Raw genomic sequence first — 17,322 nt, forward strand, 5'->3', positions numbered from 1 at the left:
TGCCCCTTCTTCATATAAAAAAGAAAAAGCTGTTTTTAATAAGGGGGTAGAAAGGATGGAAAATAAGGAAATTGAATTTAGGATGGAAGCAAAAGGATTACATCGCTATAGCTTTTAGCTATAACCAGATATTGCTTTTAAGTGTTACGTAGACCGTATTCCTCCGTGCTAGAATCAAAGCATTACAAAAAGACGTTTTGCTAAATTGAGGAGGATTTTATCATGTGCAATAGATTTCAAATCGTAGGTAGTCTGTTACGTCCGTCGAATTTATTAGAATATAAACAACAAATTGAACACCGTGATGATATCAATTATCCCTTTTACGAAGATTTTCAAGGATATGAACAATCTGAAGCTGATGCGATTCAGGCAGTAGTCGACAAAGAAATTAAAAATGGTTTATCCATTCTTACGGATGGAGAATATTCCAAATCGATGTGGCATCTGGACTTTGTTTGGGGCTTCCAAGGGATTAGCCGCTATATAGCGGATCATGGATATTTTTTCAGAGATACAGATGGAACTTCAAAATATGAGACTCGAAAAGATATCGGTTTGCGTATTACAGGCGAATTGAGTGGGGAAAATCATCATTTTATTCATGTATATAAAAAACTTCAAGCCCTTGCTGGCGACCGTGAAACAAAGCTGTGCGTACCTTCTCCATCCCATATTTTTGGTGAGTTATCATGGTCAGATAACATTGGTGGCAAAGATGCAGTTTATAAGGATAGACATGAGCTTAAAAACGGTCTTGTTAAGGCTTATAAAGAATTTGTAGAGGAATTTGCTACTGCTGGAGGGACAATCCTTCAATTCGACGATTGCTTATGGGAGCTATTTGCAGATGATAACCCCAACTCTCCATATACTGGTGAGAGTATCAATCAAGAGGAAGTACAGGCTCTAGCTACAGAATTTATTGACATTAACAATACAATAATTGATTTTGGTCATAGCTTAGGTTTGAGAATGTGGACTCATAACTGTCGTGGTAACTATGATTCCCGTAATATGGGTGGTGGCTCATATGCCAAGATTGCTAATCTGTTCTTGAAGCAGCTTAAATATGATCGCTTTTTCCTTGAATGGGATGATGAACGTGCAGGCTCACTTGAGGCACTTGCGGTATTCAAAGATAGACCTGAAACGGAAATTGTACTTGGATTGTTGTCTTCTAAAACCAATACGCTTGACGATGAGGCTCGTGTAGTTAGCATGCTTGATGAAGCATCAAAAATTATTGACAAGGATCGATTATTGCTTTCTCATCAATGCGGTTTTGCATCTTGTGATGGCGGCAATGAATTATCTGAAGATGAACAGTGGGCGAAAATTAACCAAGGACAACGTATTGCCCAGCAGTATTGGGGTAAGTAATATTTAACTAATACCTATCATACGGAATTTCGGATCTAATATATGTATAAAAAAAGCATGCGAATCACAAGTTGACTCGCATGCTTTTGATTTTAAGCTTCAATTCTTACCGCTACTTTATCTCGCTGAGGTTTTAAGACAGAAGCAAGGATAACAACGGCGCTGACTAAGCCAATCCAAGTGAGAGTTGCGACTGAACTCCAGTTTAATCCTTTTCCGAAGAAGAAAAGTTCTCGAAGTCCGCTCACCATAAATCGCATTGGCAACCAGTCATAAACCCAGTTTTGGTAAAACGGAGACATCATTTCAGGTGCGAGAGCCAGTAATGGTGCACCAAAGAACAGAAGTAAACCGAATACCGGAAGTGCTAGGAATCCAACCCAGGAAACAACTGCATAGATCATTAAGAAAAAGCTAAAGAACGTGATGCTTAAGAAAATCGCTGTTTCAGCAAATTGCGGGATATGCAATCCTACCATGTATTCCGCGAGCCAAGTTAATCCAAATCCAATGACTAATGAAACAACAACTCCCATACCTATCTGGGACAACTTCGAAGTGACTTTTTCCATTCGAGAATAATATGTCAGGTTTTTGGTTGCGTTATAGAAGAGCAATGCACATACAACACAAGCCATCCAAAGAGGTTGGAATAAGGTAACAGGTGAATTACCGTTTGCGCTATTCGTACCAATTTCATTGACATTCGTTACTTTCTTGATAATCGGAGTCGCTATACTTTCGGCCTGATCTACTGTCAGTGTTACTCCTTGTTTTTTGAATCCTTCAAGAAGTTGCGTACGAATATTGTTGCTCATGTTATCGATCAATCCATTGAGGACTTGCCCTGCCATGGTAGAAGCCGAAGCATTCATACCTTGATTAATGTAAATTTGAACTTCCGGCGAAGTAGGCGACGGGCTGCTTAATGAAGCTTGCTTTTCACTAAAATCTTGTGGAATTACAATTGCCGCATAATATTTCTGGTCATTTAATCCTTTTTCCACTTCACCAGCACTTTCTACCTCCACCCATTTAACAATAGAATCCTCACCAGTTGTTGAAGATGACGATTTTTGCATCGTGTCAACAATCGTTTGACCCATATTCATTTTTGGTTGATTGGGGATTTCAACTCCTAAGTCTTCATTAACAACGGCGATAGGTAAGTTTTTTGGCTTAATTTGAACAGATGGAAAAAGCGCTAGGCAGAAAATGAATACAACTAAGAGTGAAATAATTGGCGTTAACAAAAATAATTTGTTATTAAATATATTCATTAATGTTTGACTCCTTTTTATTTGTAGAGTGGCCATTATTTATATCCCGCATCAGCTTAAATCACTTTCATGATTACTTTTTAATACCATTCATAATGAAACGGACTACATCAGCGATCTCATTATCACTAACGGATTCCGTATTCAACAACACAAAGCGCGAAGCAAAGAATCCGCCAACGAACGTAATGAGCATCTTGAAAATCTGATCGCTAGGGATATCAATAAGCTCACCACGCTCTTTATAAAATTCGATTATTTTCAGCAGGCGAGATGGAACAACTTCTGAAAAATAAGGTATTAGTTCATTTTTCAGTTCATCTTTATAAAAAACTTCTTTGATGAAAACCTGGAAAATTTCCTTATTCTCTGTAATGAATTCAGAACGGTTTTTGAGAAAAGCTAATAAAAAACCTTCAAAATCACCTGAAACACTCATAATTTCATTAAGTTTCTCATCCGCGATAGCAGGGAAAATTTCTTTGAAATAGGGAATAATCAAGGACAGTAACAACTTGTCTTTTGTCCCATATTGTTTGAAGATGCTCGCCTCTGACACTTCTGCTGATTTGGCAATCTCAGCTGTAGAAGTGTTAGAATAGCCTTTTTCAGCAAATAATCTAATTGCTTCCTCGATAATCCGCTTCTGTTTCTCGGTTTGCTTTTCGGGATTTGGCAAATGTAATTCATGAAATAAATTGCTTTTTGACAAGGTATTCACTCCTAAATTTAAGTGAGTAAGTAATTACTTACTGGATATTTATAACATCTGGAATTGATTTCGTCAACAATAAAGTCTTGGTTTGCATTAACAAATAAATTTCTACTAAAGTCGTGCGATGAATCGCCTACACCTAAAGCCCCTGTAATTACAATATTCTCTCCAATTGAATTTCGACTCCCCTCAGGGTGATCTCCTATCCTCTATAAAATCAAAAGGTATAAAGATTACAGAGAAATTACATTTTTCCATTATTCGTCTTACAAAACCGGTTTAATATGAAACCCATAGGAATAATCCTTTATAAAAGAGAGGTGTGGGGGGAGGGAAGTAGAGAAATAGGGAATAAAACTAGCCCATTTATTAAACCGGTTTAATGGTATGAGAGATTAGGGAATGAATAGATTTCTGCATGAGCAGAAGATAAGAGAGGATTTCTTCTTATGGCTACCATCGATGATGTTGCAAGAGCGTCGGGTGTCTCGAAAGGCACCGTCTCAAGCGTGTTCAGCAAAAAAAGGCCAATTAGCAAAGAGGTGTCAGAACGTGTACTGGCTGCGGCCAAAGAGCTAAACTATAAACCCAATTACCTGGCTCGAAGTTTGACCAACAAGTCGACTCGCATTATCGGGCTCAATATTCAAGGAGAGAAATTCAAGTTCAGCCAGTTCCATTTATCTCTTCTTAACGGAGTTCTCAGCGTTTGTTATGAACATGGGTATAGGCTGCTCGTTAATACGTTATCGCAATCTTATCTTAACCAAGTGGAGCACATGGTTACTGACCCCATCGACGGAGAAATCTTGCTAGATCCAGAGAGCGATGACCAGCGAATCGAAGAACGATTAGCTGATGGATTACCGGTTGTCATAATCGGTAGACCATCCCCAGAATACGAGAACCGCATCTCTTACGTGGACAATGATAACGTGGGTATGACGGAGCAAATTACCCGATACTTGCTAGATCTCGGTCATCGGAATTTCTTATTCCTTAATGCACCGAAGCACAGGACGGTTGCAGTTGACCGGGCGCGCGGGTTCCTAAATGCCGTGCAGGAAGCAGAGTTGCCTCAGTTGTCGCATCTTATCGTATTCAAACCAGACATGGACAATTCCTCGTTGGATTTTGGGTATGAGACTACACTTCAAGCGCTTCGAGACAATCATGAGATCACAGCAATCATCGCAGATACAGACACAATGGCGCTTGGCGCTTACAAAGCAGCGGAAGCACTAGGAATTGAGATCCCCAATCAACTGTCAGTTTTTGCGTTCAGTGATGACTCGGTATTCTCACCAGAGTTCGGACCTCCGCTTACTGGCGTTCGCCTTCATGCTGAACGTTTAGGCCGGGAAGCTGCGTCCATGTTAATTGATCAAATGACCCAAGACGTTAAGAGTGTCAAAAGAACAATCGTACCGACCGAAATGGTTATCCGTAGCTCATGTGCAGAACATAATACTATCCTTGGAGGGATTAGTTCGTGAATATGAAGAAAAACGCAGTTATAGCTATGATATTAGCCGGAACGACCCTATTATCAGCTTGTGGCACGAATAACAGTGGTGTTGCGAATTCTTCACCATACGCGTCTGGAACCGGATCGCCAGCGGCAAGCGCTGATGGTGGGAAACTCGAGATTCTGACGGGGAATGTCGGTGGCAAGACACCCGAAGGCAATGCCGAATTTGAGAAAGAACTCAGCGAGAAATTGGGTCTAGACGTCACGCTGGACAAGCCAGCAAGCGACTATGACCAGAAGGTATTAACCTCGCTTAGTTCAGGAGCCAAGTACGACTTGATTGAAATTAGCGACTTGGCCAAGCTGGATGTTTTCATCAATCAGGGTGTTGTGACAGACCTATCGGATTTTGTTCAAAACTCCACGGTACTATCGGACCCTTCAGTTATCCCAACTGAAGAATGGGAGCAAGTTAAAGGACCAGATGGGAAAATTTATGGTGTTTTCTCCAAGTTCCAAGGGGCGACGATGCCTATTATACGCAAAGACTGGCTAGAAAAGCTGAATCTGGAGGAGCCAAAGACGCTTGATGAGCTATACACTGTCTTGAAGGCGTTCAAGGAAGACGATCCGGATGGGGATGGAAAAGCGAATACTTACGGATTGAGCACTTCGGGACTATATGATATCCAAGGTATTATGAGCGCGGCTGGACTGAAGAGTAGGTACGTCATGCAGGAAGGCAAGCGGACGATTCCTTATGCTACAGATGCTGCAATTCCGATGTATGAATGGTTTGCCAAGCTTGTAAAGGAAGGAATTATGGACCCTAACTTCATTACGAATGACACGGCCAAGATGCGTAATTTGTTTCTTACCGATCGCGTTGGCATGATTACATACTGGGACGCATGGGTTGGGATGTTCAACAATCTTAAGAAAACAGAAGATCCGAACACGACCTTCCAAGCGGAGGGAATATTAAGTATTCCAGCTGCGGATGGCACGATCCTGATGCGCCGCGGAGATCCAGATTTCTGGATTATTCCGGCGAATGCACCTCATCCAGAGGCCGCTAAAAAGTTCCTTGAGTTCTGGAATACGCAAGAAGGGATTACGTTAGGGAGCCTCGGGGTCGAAGATTTTGACTACACCTTAGATAACGGCGCATATACACTTACAGAAATCGGAGAAACCGCAAACATGGATCATGGTGTTCCTTATTGGTACAACTCGACGGTTAAATCGCCATTTCCTGCACTACCGGGCGTTGAAGATGCAATGGCATTGTCCAAACAATATGCAACATTGGAGCTTTCCTTATCTACTTGGCCGGATGCTGAGAAAATCGTGAATAATTACGCACTTAAGGCTATGTCAGGTCAGATGGCAGCGAAGGATGCAGTCGCCCAAATGCAAAAAGAATTGAAAGGCGCAAACTTAATCGACTAATAATCCGGTAATCGCCGATCAGGCAGGCGAGGAAGTTGTTCCAGCTTCCTCGTCCATAACCGGAGTTCATTGTTGAGGAGGAAGCGAAGAGAAAATGAGAATAATCAAGAAAAACGCCATGTTCTACATGATGATGATTCCAATCGTCGTATATTTCGCGATGTTCGCTTATTATCCGCTTGTGAAAGGGATACAGACTAGCTTTCAGGACTACAAACTTATGGGTGAGCGGCCTTATATCGGCTTAGACAATTATGATCTGGTTATCCATGATCCGAGTTTCTGGGATGCGTTATGGAATACGCTGTATATTGGCGGGGGGATTCTCATCATTGGTTTTATCGCCCCGTTGCTCATTGCCCTCTCTTTGAACGAAGTTATGAAGAGTTGGTTCAAGAAAACCGCACAGATGTTGCTGTACGTTCCGCATTTGTTATCTTGGGTTGTCATCGGAGGGATTTTCATTTTTCTCCTATCCCCGGATACTGGGCTAGTTAATATGCTGCTGGTGAATATATTCGGTATGAATCCGATCAATTTCATGGCGGATGAGTCCTGGGCAAGAAGCATTATGATTGGATCGGCTGTATGGAAGGACATGGGTTACAACTGTATTTTGTTCTTGGCCGGCATTGCGGCGATCAGCCCATCGTTATACGAAGCCGCGCGAATGGATGGGGCGACCCGGTGGCAGCAGGTTCGTTACGTAACACTGCCGCAGTTGATGAGCACGATGAAAGTTATTTTCCTGCTCAATACACTGGGACTTCTCCGAATTTTTGACCAGATATTTGTCATGCGCAATCCGGCGATCACTTCCAAGGTCGACGTACTTATGATGTATACGTTCCAAAAAGGAATTATGGAAATTCGTTTTGGACCTGCGGCCGCTGCTAGCTTCTTCGTTGTATTATTCACTTTACTACTCACGGTTATGGTTAGAAAAATAACTCGTTTTGACGAGGTGTAACGAATGGGAATTGAACGATTTGAGAGAATGGGTTGGAAGAATAAGCTATTTGATTGTTTGAACGTGATGTTCCTGTTGCTGCTAATGCTGACGATGATTGTCCCTTTTATTAATGTAGTTGCGCTCGCCTTCTCGTCAGGAATGGCGTCCATGCAGCCCGATATTATCCTTTTTCCAAAAGATTTTAGCGTGGAAGGTTTTACGATAGTATGGCAAAGTTTAGACCTTTGGCGGCCATTCATGAACAGCGTAATCGTCACCATCGCGGGTACGTTCCTTCATGTCTTATTAAGCAGCCTAGCGGGGTACGTGCTTATTCAGCCGTATTTGCCAGGCAAGAAGCTCATGGTCTCTTTTATCTTGCTGACGATGATGATTCCGCAAGATGCGATCATGATCCCGCTTTACTTAGTAAATAAAGATTTGCATCTCATTAATACGCTGAGTTCCCTTGTGTTATCCGGCATGGTCTCCGGTTTCTCGATCTTGCTTATGCGCAATTATTTCATGGCTGTCCCTTACGAGATGTCCGAGTCCGCGCAGATTGATGGCGCAGGAATGTTTCGCATCTTCGCGACGATGTACATTCGTCTAGCGAAGTCTGGACTTGCTACGATTACTTTATTCGAATTTGTAAGTCGTTGGAACATGTTATCGGCTCCGGTACTGTACATTAATGATAGTTCCAAAATCACATTACAGGTCGCACTTAAATCAATGATCACGGAAGCAAGTGCCACTTCGAGCAATTTTCTGGTCACTACGAACGTTCGAATGGCTGGAATTCTGATTTCGATTATCCCGTTGATAGCGATATATCCTTTCGTTCAGAAGTATTTCATGAAGGGACTTATGCTTGGTGCTAACAAAGAATAGAGAGGGCGAAGACATCATGGAGATTATCTCAAAGCTGTCCTTAAATAGATGGATTGCTAATGAAGAAGAAAAGACTTACATCGAAGTTCCATTCGCGGTTGAAGGTCAGATCGAACGAATAGAGGTGGAATATACATACGAACGTTCGGATGGTACAGCCGTAATCGATATTGGTCTACGCTCGCCGGAACGAATCGTAGGCTGGAGCGGGGGGGCCAGAAATTCATTCTTCGTTGGACTGGACAAGGCGACACCAGGCTACCTGGCCGGTTTCATTCCGGCAGGGGAATGGTATGTCCTGTTAGGTGCATATCGTGTGCCGGAGGGTGGATGCAGGGTGCAAATCAACTTGAAGCTTGTTCATAATCATCCGCGATGGATGAAGGGCGATTTGCATATGCACGGTGTTCACAGCGACGGTTCCTATTCGATCGCGGATGCGATTCAGTCTGGTAAGGACAGAGGGCTTGAATTTATGGCCTTTACTGATCACAATAATGCCTCACAGAACTTGTCTACATTAGCAGCCGACGATCAACTTGTGCTCATCCCCGGGGTAGAACTGACGAGTTACAAGGGACATGCTAATTTATTAGGGCAACTGGATGCGCTGGACGACTTCCGGGTTTTGACACCTGAACATGCAACGACCACTTTACAACGAGCGGTGGATAAGGGGGCATTGGTCTCGTTAAATCATCCATTCGACCCAGATTGTCCTTGGGAGCTAGGCTTTGATGTTCCATACGATGCGATTGAAGTGTGGAATGGGCCGTGGCGTCCGCTAAATGAGGCCGCTGTCCGTTGGTGGCAAGAGCAGTTGGTATCTGGACGCAAGCTTGTGGCGATCGGAGGGAGCGACACGCACAGACCTGATCCTTATGTTGCACACGGAACACCTACGACTTATGTTCGTGCTAAAGCGGAATCGAAGGAGGAGATCCTGCGAGCGATCAGGCAAGGGCGAGTTGTACTTTCGTTCAATACAGACGAGACATTCATCGATCTGTCCATCGGGAAGGCTGGCGTTGGAGATACGGCAATCGTGGACAAAGAGAAGGAATATGAACTAGTAGTGAAAATTAACGGTGCTGCAGGAGATAAAGTGCAATTATGGTCCGATCGCGGTTTGGAGCAGGAATGGATCGTAGCAAACGAAGGAATATATTCTTTCCCTGTTGAGGTGGATCGTTTGTTCTACCGCATGGAGTCAAGCCGTCACCTGACGGATTTGGACTTAACAATTACTTCTTGCCTAACTAATCCGATCTATATCCAGAGATTGACGGTGGGGGCATCAGTTTGAATTTGCATGAAATCACGGATACCAGCGTAAGTGCTCGTACACAATTGACTAAGCCGGCAAAGACGTTATTATCTGTGAACGGGTTAAACGGATTAGGATTGAATCTGTCAAGTTTATTCATTAATGTGTATTGGTACAAGTTGACGCAAGACATGTCGATCACACTGCTCTTCACCTTGGTCTCATACGTGGCATGGTTACCAGCCTTCGCACTTGCAGGGTGGTTCAGTAAGCGGTTCTCTCGTAAGAGTGCAATCGTAATCGGGACGATAACACAGCTTGCGTTCTATGGGGTGGTCCTCTTGTACGGCGAGCAGTCGGCTCATTGGATACCAGAGCTTGGCTTGCTATACGGTGTCGGGGCGGGATTTTATTGGCTCGGAATCAACGTATTGACGGTCAAATTAACCTCTCCGTCGAACCGGGATTGGTTTAACGGGGCGAATGGGATGATCGGTTCTATCACAGGTATGCTGGGACCTTTACTAGCGGGTTGGACAGTTTCTACTACACCTGATCGAATTGGTTATCCGCTCGTATTTGGTGCGGCATTCCTATGTTTTCTGTTATCCATGTTGGCCTCTTTTCAGCTCCCTGATGAAACTTCGCGGAAACCGTTCCAAGTGCGTAGCATGCTCGGGATACTAAGACACGCTGAATGGCGACGTCTGACATTTTCATTCGTAGCGTTGGCATTCCGCGAAGGCGTACTATCCGCTGCCATCGGCCTATGGGTTTTTGTATCGACGCAAAGCGAAGGGACAACAGGACAATTCGCTTTTCTGACTACCATGTTGTCTGTTGTCAGCTTTTATGTGGTAGGGCGATTTGCCCAAAAGTACCACTATCGAGGATTGCTCGCCGTGGGCACGACCTTGTTCAGCCTGTCCATGGTTGGTATTTCTATTCATATGAATCAGAGTACATTGCTCCTGTATGGGATTATGGATGCGATTAGCAGGCCGATCTTCGACACACCTTTCAATACACTAGCGTACAACTATGTTAACCAATTTGACCTGGGCGGAAAAATCAGCACGGAGCTGGTCGTATGGCGAGAATTTGCCCTCAGTGTAGGCCGTATTTCAAGTGTCGGGATGCTTGTCATGTTGTATAAATGGACAGACCCCGAATTGACTTTAGTATTGTTCTTGGGGATGATTTTCCTTGTCGGGTTGCTACCTCTCTTACTTGTTTGGAAAGTCGCATCCGCTAAGAGTTAATAAGATAAAAAGGCTGACCCAGCAGGATCACATGCATCCTCTTGAGTCAGCCTGATTTATTATTGTGCTTTTACATATTCAGCAGCTTTAACGCCAGCTTGATAGCCGAAGACAATGATATCTCCAACAGAGTTGCCGCCGATACGGTTAGAACCGTGCAAGCCGCCTATCACTTCACCTGCCGCAAACAGTCCCGGAATGGGTTGACCATCTGTAGTTAGCACTTCAGTGTTTGTATTGATCTTTACGCCACCCATCGTGTAGTGAATTCCTGGAGCGATCTTGATGGCATAGAATGGTCCGGTGGACAAGTCGTTGTCCATCCCCGTTGTTCTGCCGAATTCCGCATCTTCTTTATTCTTCACTGCTTCATTCCATGTATCGAGTGTTGCTTGCAGTTGATCTGCAGGAACATTAATTTCTTTCGCTAACGCTTCGATCGAATCCCCTTGAATCACAAAGCCCATTTCCTCATATTGCTGGATTGCTTTTACACGAGATTTTACGCCGGAATCAAAGACGATATATGCTGATTTTTCTGGTAGTTTATTGATTGCAGCTGTTACATTATCACGAGTATCCAATTCATTCGTGAAACGTTTGCCTTCGCTGGAAACGAGAATACCGCCTTCACCGCGAACCGCTTCACCGATGAGATAGGATTGTTCTTGCTGTACAGTTGGATGCACTTGGATCTGATCCATATCGACTGTTGTACCGCCAAGTGCTTCAATCATCTTAATACCGTCACCTGTGCTACCTTCTTGGTTCGTGGTTACTAATCCTTTCAAGTCAGGTCTAACTTCAGCAATGAGCTCCATGTTTGCGCCATATCCGCCAGTTGCGACGATAACAGCACTTGCTTCAATTGTTTTCTCCTCTTCTCCGTTGAGTAGAACTTTAACGCCGGTTACCTTACCGTCTTTTTCAGTAATTTCCTTTACGTCAGCATTAACGAAAAGTGGAATATCTTGTTCTTGAACATTTCTCACCAAGCCATTGACAAGGAATTGTCCAACTGCGGAACCATCCTCAGGACGGTGTGTACGCTTTACACTCATACCGCCTGTAATTGTAAGATTGTTCAGAGAAATTCCTTTGGAATCTAACCAATCAATTGCGCTGGCAGAATGGTCTACGAAATAACGAAGCAAATCGGTATCGTTGGTATTTTTACCACCTTTTAAAGTCTCTTTATAGAATAGATCATTGCTATCCTCGATATTTTGCTCTTGTTGAAATTTTGTTTCAGAAGCATTCATACCGGAAGAAGATTTATTGGTATTTCCGCCGGCAGCCGCCATTTTTTCGAATATAACAGGGTTCATGCCGTTTTCTTTTGCTTCCAGTGCAGCAGTCATGCCCGCACCGCCTGCACCAATGATGATGACATCATATTTATCCTTCAGTTGATCGATCGGAGTATAACTCGCTTGCGAAGCTCCTGACACAGCTTCCGTTTCATTCGTTTCAGTTTGTGTTGCATTGTCTTGAGTCGTGTTTTGGCTCTGGTTATCACTGCCGCATCCAGACATCAGGAGCACGAAAGAGAGAACCAAAATCAAGGTTGTTGTTAATTTCTTCTGCATATTTAATCCCTCAATCTTTCTTTTTTTTTTTTGAATACTTAGAGGCTAGTGAAGGAAGATATTTCCTTACACGTTCGCTTCTTAGCTCTTTTAGCGGTCTTTATTTTAATATAAGATCATACTTTTGATAGTGAAAATAATCACAAACCAATGAATAACTTTCTGGAAAAAGTTTATTTCATGCGTATGTTCGGAAAAGTTCTAACTGAATAGGATACATATCTTGCAAATTCTGGAGGTAGCTTTATCCATTAATTTGCGCATGCCAAGATCTTGTTCAATACAATCGCTGCAATAGATGCAACTAGAATTGAATTATTATTCAGATTAACTATTGAATGTTTATGCATCTAGATGTATAATTTCACTTAATTAACGTTAATTAAATTTGGGGTGGGAAGTATCATTGACTAAAAATAAGTTGAAAAATGTGGCGATGAAGCTGTTCGGTGAGAAGGGTTATGAAGGTACGGCCCTTTCTGAAATTGCCAAGGAAGTTGGCGTGAAGACCCCGGCGATCTATGCCTTTTTTGAAAATAAAGAGGATTTGTTCATGGCGGTCTTTCGAGAGGCGATGGAGTCCTACAATTCGTATGTGCAGCAGTTGTCAGATGAACAGAAGGTGCTGAGTGTGAAGGATAGTCTTCATGGAATTCTATTAAGACAATATGAATTCTATCAGCAGAATCCAGAAGCGAGCTTGCTTGTGCTAAGGTATGTGGTGTTCCCACCAGTGTTCCTGAAGGAGACGATTGAGGATGCGTTCCATCATTCAGATGAGCAGCTAACAAAAGTCATCGAACAATTTATCTTAAGAGGGTTAGAAGAGGGAGTTATTCGGAATCAATCTGTGGAGCTTCTCACAGACGCCTTTCTCAACTTGATGGACGGATTAAGCATGCAGTATTTCTATTATACTTCGAAGGGAATTTATGAGCGTAAACTGAACCATGCATTTGAAATGTATTGGAGAGGTGCGTGCTCTTAGAGATAGAGGACAAGATTGGACAACAAGGGGATGCAGAAAATGGAAGAAGTAGTTCAAGTAAAGAACGATAATACGAGTTCAGGAGATTATGAAAGAGAGCCCGTTCCAGATCATATGCGGAAGAAATGGCTGTCCATGGCACTCGTTTGGATCGCCATTGGGATCGATTTATCAGCGATGTTCTTGGGAGCTCAACTTGGTAATGGAATGAATCTTACGGAATCGCTCACAGCGACGATTATCGGGTCGTTGATTCTAGGCGTGATCGGAGCATTATGTGCTTATGTAGGCGCGAAAACGGGATTATCGACGTCGATGATCACGCGCTTTCTATTCGGTAACAAGGGAGCACTGATCGTATCGGTAGTGCTAGGTATTTTTTCACTGGGTTGGTTCGGGGTACAGGTCGGTTTCTTTGCTTCGAATATGCAGACCGCTTTTCATCAAATTTGGGATATTGATTTGTCTTTAGGCGTGTTTTCCTTTATCGGTGGATTGCTGATGATGTCGACGGCCATTTGGGGATATCGCTCTATTGAACGTTTGAGTGTCTGGTCCGTACCGTTACTGATTATTTTCATCGGTATTGCTATATTTACAGCTTTCCATACGAAAGGGACTTCGGCTGTTTGGGAACCGATTAGTGGTTCACCGATTCCAATGGGAACAGCGATCTCGCTTGTCATTGGTATCTTTATTGTGGGTACGGTACTTTCACCTGACATCGCTCGTTGGGCACGTACACCGAAGCATGCCGTAACGGCAGCTTTTATTGGCTTCGCTGTTGGTAACAGCTTCATGACGATCATCGCGATCTTCTTATCTCGAGTGATGGACACAGATGACCTAACGAATATTTTCATCGCGCTCGGGCTTGGGCTTCCTGCGATTATTGTCTTAACGCTGGCACAATGGACGACAAATACGAGTAACTTGTACTCTGCTTCGTTAGGGTTCTCTGTCGTGTTTAAAAAAGTACCGAAAAAGCTGATTACAGTTATTGCGGGTATTATTGCTACGTTACTTGCCGTATTCGGCATCTATGATAAGTTTTTGTCTTTCCTAAATATCATTACGGTGTTTGTCTCTCCAATCGGGGGGATCTACACAGCAGAATATTTGCTCGTCGATCGCAAGAAATTCACCTTTGAAGGTATCGATCGCAATAAAAATTGGATCGCTCGTTCCTTGGTCGTGTGGGTTGCAGCTACGTTGTTCGCGTTTATGACAACTGCAGCGCCAGACGGTTTCGGATGGTTCCAAGTGACGAGTGTTCCCGCTTTAGATGCGTTTATGTTTGCCTTTATCGTGCAATGGATCGTTGGCAGAATCATGACCAAGAAAGGATAACATCATGACAACCTACAGAATAACAGAGTTAAATGAACAAGTAGTGAAGTACATTGCTGTCGGTGCGGCAGTGCTTGGAACAGGCGGAGGTGGTGACCCGCATATCGGTAAGTTGATGGCGCAGGAAGCCATTCGTAAACATGGTCCTGTTCGCGTAATTAGTCCGGAGGAGCTGGAGGACGACGCTTTGGTTATTCCTCTCTCCATGATCGGTGCACCAACGGTGATGAATGAGAAGATTCCATCGGTTGAGCAAATGACGAAGCCCTTGGATTTAATCGAAAAGGAGCTTGGACGCAAGGTGACCGCTATTATGCCGATTGAGGTTGGTGGTGGTAACTCACTTGTTCCTGTTATTGCGGCGGCGGAACGGGGCATCCCTATCTTAGATGCGGATGCGATGGGACGGGCTTTTCCGGAATCTCAAATGGTAACGTTTCACTTGGACGGCATTGATTGCAGCCCGATTACGATGGCCGATGAACGTGGTAATGCTGTACTTATGCATGCGATCGACGGTGTGTGGGAGGAACGGATGGCGCGCGCAGTTACGATTCAGATGGGTGGATCGGCTTCGATTTGCGATTATCCGGTGTCAGGGGCACAGGTCAAGGAAAGTGCGATTCCTAACACGCTCACGCTTGCGTATGAAATCGGTAAAACCTTATACGAATCGAAGGAGCTGAAGCAAAATCCAATCGAGGCGATGCTGAAACAACTGAATGGATATGCATTGTTCCATGGTAAAGCTGTAGATATTCGCCGCCGTACAGAAGGCGGATTTACACGTGGTGAAGCGATATTCGAAGGTACGGATGCTCAAAAGGGACGCACGATGCGGTTATTCTTCCAGAATGAATTCCTGCTCGCAACTGAAGATGGACAGTCACTTGCTGTGACACCTGACCTGATCTCATTGCTCGACCAAGATACAGGCATGCCGATTACGACGGAAAATTTGAAATACGGTGCCCGTGTTACCGCAGTTGGTTTTCCTTGTGATCCGAGATGGCGTACAGTGAAGGGGCTTGAGACGGTAGGCCCGCAATATTTTGGCTATGATGCACCATATGTTCCGATTGAGAAGTTGGCAGCTGAGAGAGGGGGAGCACAATAATGGTGGATACGAATGTTAACAACATGGAAGAAATCTATCGCATTGGGATTGATGTCGGCGGAACGAATACGGATGCTGCATTACTCGATTCTAAGTTAAATACGATTCATACTGTAAAAGTACACACAACGCATGATGTAAATGAGGGTATTAGCGAATCGATTCGTCGTCTGCTCTCCGAGAGCAGTGTGAATCCTGCACAGATTCGTTATGCCATGCTTGGGACGACGCATTGTACGAATGCCATTGTAGAGCGTAAACACTTGGGTAAAGTTGGCTTGATTCGTATCGGGGCGCCGGCGACAACCGCGGTTCCACCTTTGGCGGATTGGGACGATACACTGAAGGCCATTGTTGGTTCCCATGCCTATATTGTTCGCGGTGGTTATGAATTTGACGGCCGAACGATTGTTGACCTAGACGAAGCGGAAATGATCGAATGCTTTACGAAGATGAAGGGTAACGTTGAAGCCGTTGCGATCTGCGGCGTATTCTCTCCAGTGAACACATCGCAGGAGAAACGCGCTGAAGAGCTTGCCAAGCAAGTGCTTGGTGCGGATATGCCTGTAACGTTGTCGCATGAGATTGGAAGTATTGGACTGCTGGAGCGTGAGAATGCTTCGATGTTGAATGGTGCGTTACTTAACGTCATCGCAGGTGTAGTAAAAGGTTTCGAAGAAGCGCTTCAAGGCTTTGGAATAAGTGCAAGTGTCTATATCTGTCAGAACGATGGAACGCTGATGTACAGTGAATATGCGCTTCGTTATCCTATTCTGACGATTGCTTGCGGACCAACGAACTCCATTCGTGGTGCAGCGCACTTATCAGGTCTTGATGATGCGCTCGTTGTTGATATTGGCGGTACGACGACAGATATCGGTGTTCTCTCGCAAGGCTTCCCTCGTCAATCATCTGCTGCCGTGGAGATTGGTGGGATTCGGACCAACTTCCGTATGCCAGATATTTTATCGATCGGCATTGGCGGTGGGACGATCGTTCGATCGGATGTAGCGCAGGACCAGGTAACAGTTGGTCCTGACAGCGTAGGGTATGAGCTGTTGAAGCGCGGTCGTATCTTTGGCGGCGATACACTCACGGCAACGGATGTGGCTGTTAAGCTTGGACGATATGAGTGGAATGATGCGAAGATGGAAGGGCTTGATGAATCGATCTGCCGTAGAGCAGATGAGATCATTACGCGGGATATTGAGGATGCAATTGATCGTATGAAGACAAGCGCGGATGCGGTTGACGTCATTTTGGTTGGGGGCGGAAGTATCCTTGTCGCTGATAACCTTGAAGGTGTAGCACGGATCGTCAGACCGGATCACTACGATGCGGCGAATGCGATTGGTGCAGCGTTAGGTGAGGTTAGCGGAGAGACAGAGCGGATCTATTCGTTAGATGAAATGACATACGATCAAGCGAAAGAAGATGCTCGTAACCATGCGATAGAACAAGCCGTTCTTGCTGGTGCAGATCGTGATACTGTACAGATCGTATTATCTGAGGACATTCCAATTGCATATTTGCCGGGTAATGCTTTACTGGTAAAGGTGAAAGCGGCTGGACGATTATAAGTTGAATATGGATCTGCTGGAA

14 protein-coding genes are annotated in these 17,322 nt (G+C 44.2%); 11 read left to right on the forward strand and 3 right to left on the reverse strand.

What is annotated here, in order from left to right; translation table 11 throughout:
• Positions 1-222 precede the first annotated feature (222 nt).
• A complete protein-coding gene (locus IEW05_RS00705) occupies positions 223-1,383 on the forward strand; it encodes a cobalamin-independent methionine synthase II family protein (RefSeq protein ID WP_188534851.1) in 1,161 nt (386 codons plus the stop codon).
• A gap of 92 nt (positions 1,384-1,475) precedes the next feature.
• On the opposite strand, the gene IEW05_RS00710 is transcribed toward IEW05_RS00705, so the two are convergent.
• Both IEW05_RS00710 and IEW05_RS00715 read right to left on the reverse strand, forming a co-directional pair.
• Entirely contained in the window at positions 1,476-2,657 is a 1,182-nt protein-coding gene (locus IEW05_RS00710) for a YhgE/Pip domain-containing protein (protein ID WP_188540627.1), read from the reverse strand.
• Positions 2,658-2,736: 79 nt separating this feature from the next.
• Positions 2,737-3,375 (reverse strand): TetR/AcrR family transcriptional regulator, encoded by a 639-nt coding sequence (locus tag IEW05_RS00715; RefSeq protein WP_188534853.1) that lies wholly within the window; start codon positions 3,373-3,375, stop codon positions 2,737-2,739.
• Between the two features lie 452 nt (positions 3,376-3,827).
• On the opposite strand from IEW05_RS00715, the gene IEW05_RS00720 reads away from it, so the two are divergent.
• The 6 genes from IEW05_RS00720 (at position 3,828) to IEW05_RS00745 (ending at position 10,676) form a co-directional block, all read left to right on the forward strand.
• Positions 3,828-4,874 (forward strand): LacI family DNA-binding transcriptional regulator, encoded by a 1,047-nt coding sequence (locus IEW05_RS00720; protein ID WP_188534855.1) that lies wholly within the window; start codon positions 3,828-3,830, stop codon positions 4,872-4,874.
• Positions 4,875-4,876: 2 nt separating this feature from the next.
• Positions 4,877-6,301, forward strand: coding sequence for an extracellular solute-binding protein (locus IEW05_RS00725; RefSeq protein WP_188540629.1), 1,425 nt, complete (start codon positions 4,877-4,879; stop codon positions 6,299-6,301).
• 94 nt (positions 6,302-6,395) lie between these two features.
• Entirely contained in the window at positions 6,396-7,271 is an 876-nt protein-coding gene (locus tag IEW05_RS00730) for an ABC transporter permease subunit (RefSeq protein WP_188534857.1), read from the forward strand.
• Between the two features lie 27 nt (positions 7,272-7,298).
• Positions 7,299-8,147, forward strand: a complete 849-nt coding sequence (locus IEW05_RS00735) for a carbohydrate ABC transporter permease (protein WP_188540631.1) — start codon at positions 7,299-7,301, stop codon at positions 8,145-8,147.
• A gap of 16 nt (positions 8,148-8,163) precedes the next feature.
• A complete protein-coding gene (locus IEW05_RS00740) occupies positions 8,164-9,453 on the forward strand; it encodes a CehA/McbA family metallohydrolase (RefSeq protein ID WP_188534859.1) in 1,290 nt (429 codons plus the stop codon).
• Complete coding sequence (locus tag IEW05_RS00745) at positions 9,450-10,676, forward strand: MFS transporter (RefSeq protein ID WP_188534861.1); 1,227 nt, start codon at positions 9,450-9,452, stop codon at positions 10,674-10,676. Before IEW05_RS00740 ends, IEW05_RS00745 begins: the two co-directional genes overlap by 4 nt.
• Positions 10,677-10,735: 59 nt before the next feature.
• On the opposite strand, the gene IEW05_RS00750 is transcribed toward IEW05_RS00745, so the two are convergent.
• Entirely contained in the window at positions 10,736-12,265 is a 1,530-nt protein-coding gene (locus tag IEW05_RS00750; protein WP_188534863.1) for a flavocytochrome c, read from the reverse strand.
• A gap of 406 nt (positions 12,266-12,671) precedes the next feature.
• On the opposite strand from IEW05_RS00750, the gene IEW05_RS00755 reads away from it, so the two are divergent.
• From IEW05_RS00755 to IEW05_RS00770, 4 genes are read left to right on the forward strand one after another with little or no spacing between them, the layout of a single operon-like run.
• Positions 12,672-13,253: a TetR/AcrR family transcriptional regulator gene (locus IEW05_RS00755; RefSeq protein WP_188534865.1), complete on the forward strand. Its 582-nt coding sequence runs from the start codon at positions 12,672-12,674 to the stop codon at positions 13,251-13,253.
• Positions 13,254-13,292: 39 nt separating this feature from the next.
• Positions 13,293-14,603 (forward strand): cytosine permease, encoded by a 1,311-nt coding sequence (locus IEW05_RS00760; RefSeq protein WP_188534867.1) that lies wholly within the window; start codon positions 13,293-13,295, stop codon positions 14,601-14,603.
• A gap of 4 nt (positions 14,604-14,607) precedes the next feature.
• Positions 14,608-15,720: an S-methyl thiohydantoin desulfurase family protein gene (locus IEW05_RS00765; RefSeq protein WP_188534869.1), complete on the forward strand. Its 1,113-nt coding sequence runs from the start codon at positions 14,608-14,610 to the stop codon at positions 15,718-15,720.
• A complete protein-coding gene (locus IEW05_RS00770; protein WP_229753207.1) occupies positions 15,720-17,300 on the forward strand; it encodes an ROK family protein in 1,581 nt (526 codons plus the stop codon). The genes IEW05_RS00765 and IEW05_RS00770 overlap by 1 nt, the downstream gene beginning before the upstream one ends.
• The last annotated feature ends 22 nt before the right edge of the window (positions 17,301-17,322 follow it).

Origin of the sequence: Paenibacillus segetis (genome assembly GCF_014639155.1) — a bacterium.
Lineage (GTDB): Bacteria > Bacillota > Bacilli > Paenibacillales > Paenibacillaceae > Fontibacillus > Fontibacillus segetis.

What these genes read in the sequence shown, in the direction of transcription:
- IEW05_RS00705 (WP_188534851.1), top strand. Translation starts at nt 223, where the DNA reads ATGTGCAATAGATTTCAAATCGTAGGTAGTCTGTTACGTCCGTCGAAT.
- IEW05_RS00720 (WP_188534855.1), top strand. Translation starts at nt 3,828, where the DNA reads ATGGCTACCATCGATGATGTTGCAAGAGCGTCGGGTGTCTCGAAAGGC.
- IEW05_RS00725 (WP_188540629.1), top strand. Translation starts at nt 4,877, where the DNA reads ATGAAGAAAAACGCAGTTATAGCTATGATATTAGCCGGAACGACCCTA.
- IEW05_RS00730 (WP_188534857.1), top strand. Translation starts at nt 6,396, where the DNA reads ATGAGAATAATCAAGAAAAACGCCATGTTCTACATGATGATGATTCCA.
- IEW05_RS00735 (WP_188540631.1), top strand. Translation starts at nt 7,299, where the DNA reads ATGGGTTGGAAGAATAAGCTATTTGATTGTTTGAACGTGATGTTCCTG.
- IEW05_RS00740 (WP_188534859.1), top strand. Translation starts at nt 8,164, where the DNA reads ATGGAGATTATCTCAAAGCTGTCCTTAAATAGATGGATTGCTAATGAA.
- IEW05_RS00750 (WP_188534863.1), bottom strand. Translation starts at nt 12,265, where the DNA reads ATGCAGAAGAAATTAACAACAACCTTGATTTTGGTTCTCTCTTTCGTG.
- IEW05_RS00760 (WP_188534867.1), top strand. Translation starts at nt 13,293, where the DNA reads ATGGAAGAAGTAGTTCAAGTAAAGAACGATAATACGAGTTCAGGAGAT.
- IEW05_RS00765 (WP_188534869.1), top strand. Translation starts at nt 14,608, where the DNA reads ATGACAACCTACAGAATAACAGAGTTAAATGAACAAGTAGTGAAGTAC.
- IEW05_RS00770 (WP_229753207.1), top strand. Translation starts at nt 15,720, where the DNA reads ATGGTGGATACGAATGTTAACAACATGGAAGAAATCTATCGCATTGGG.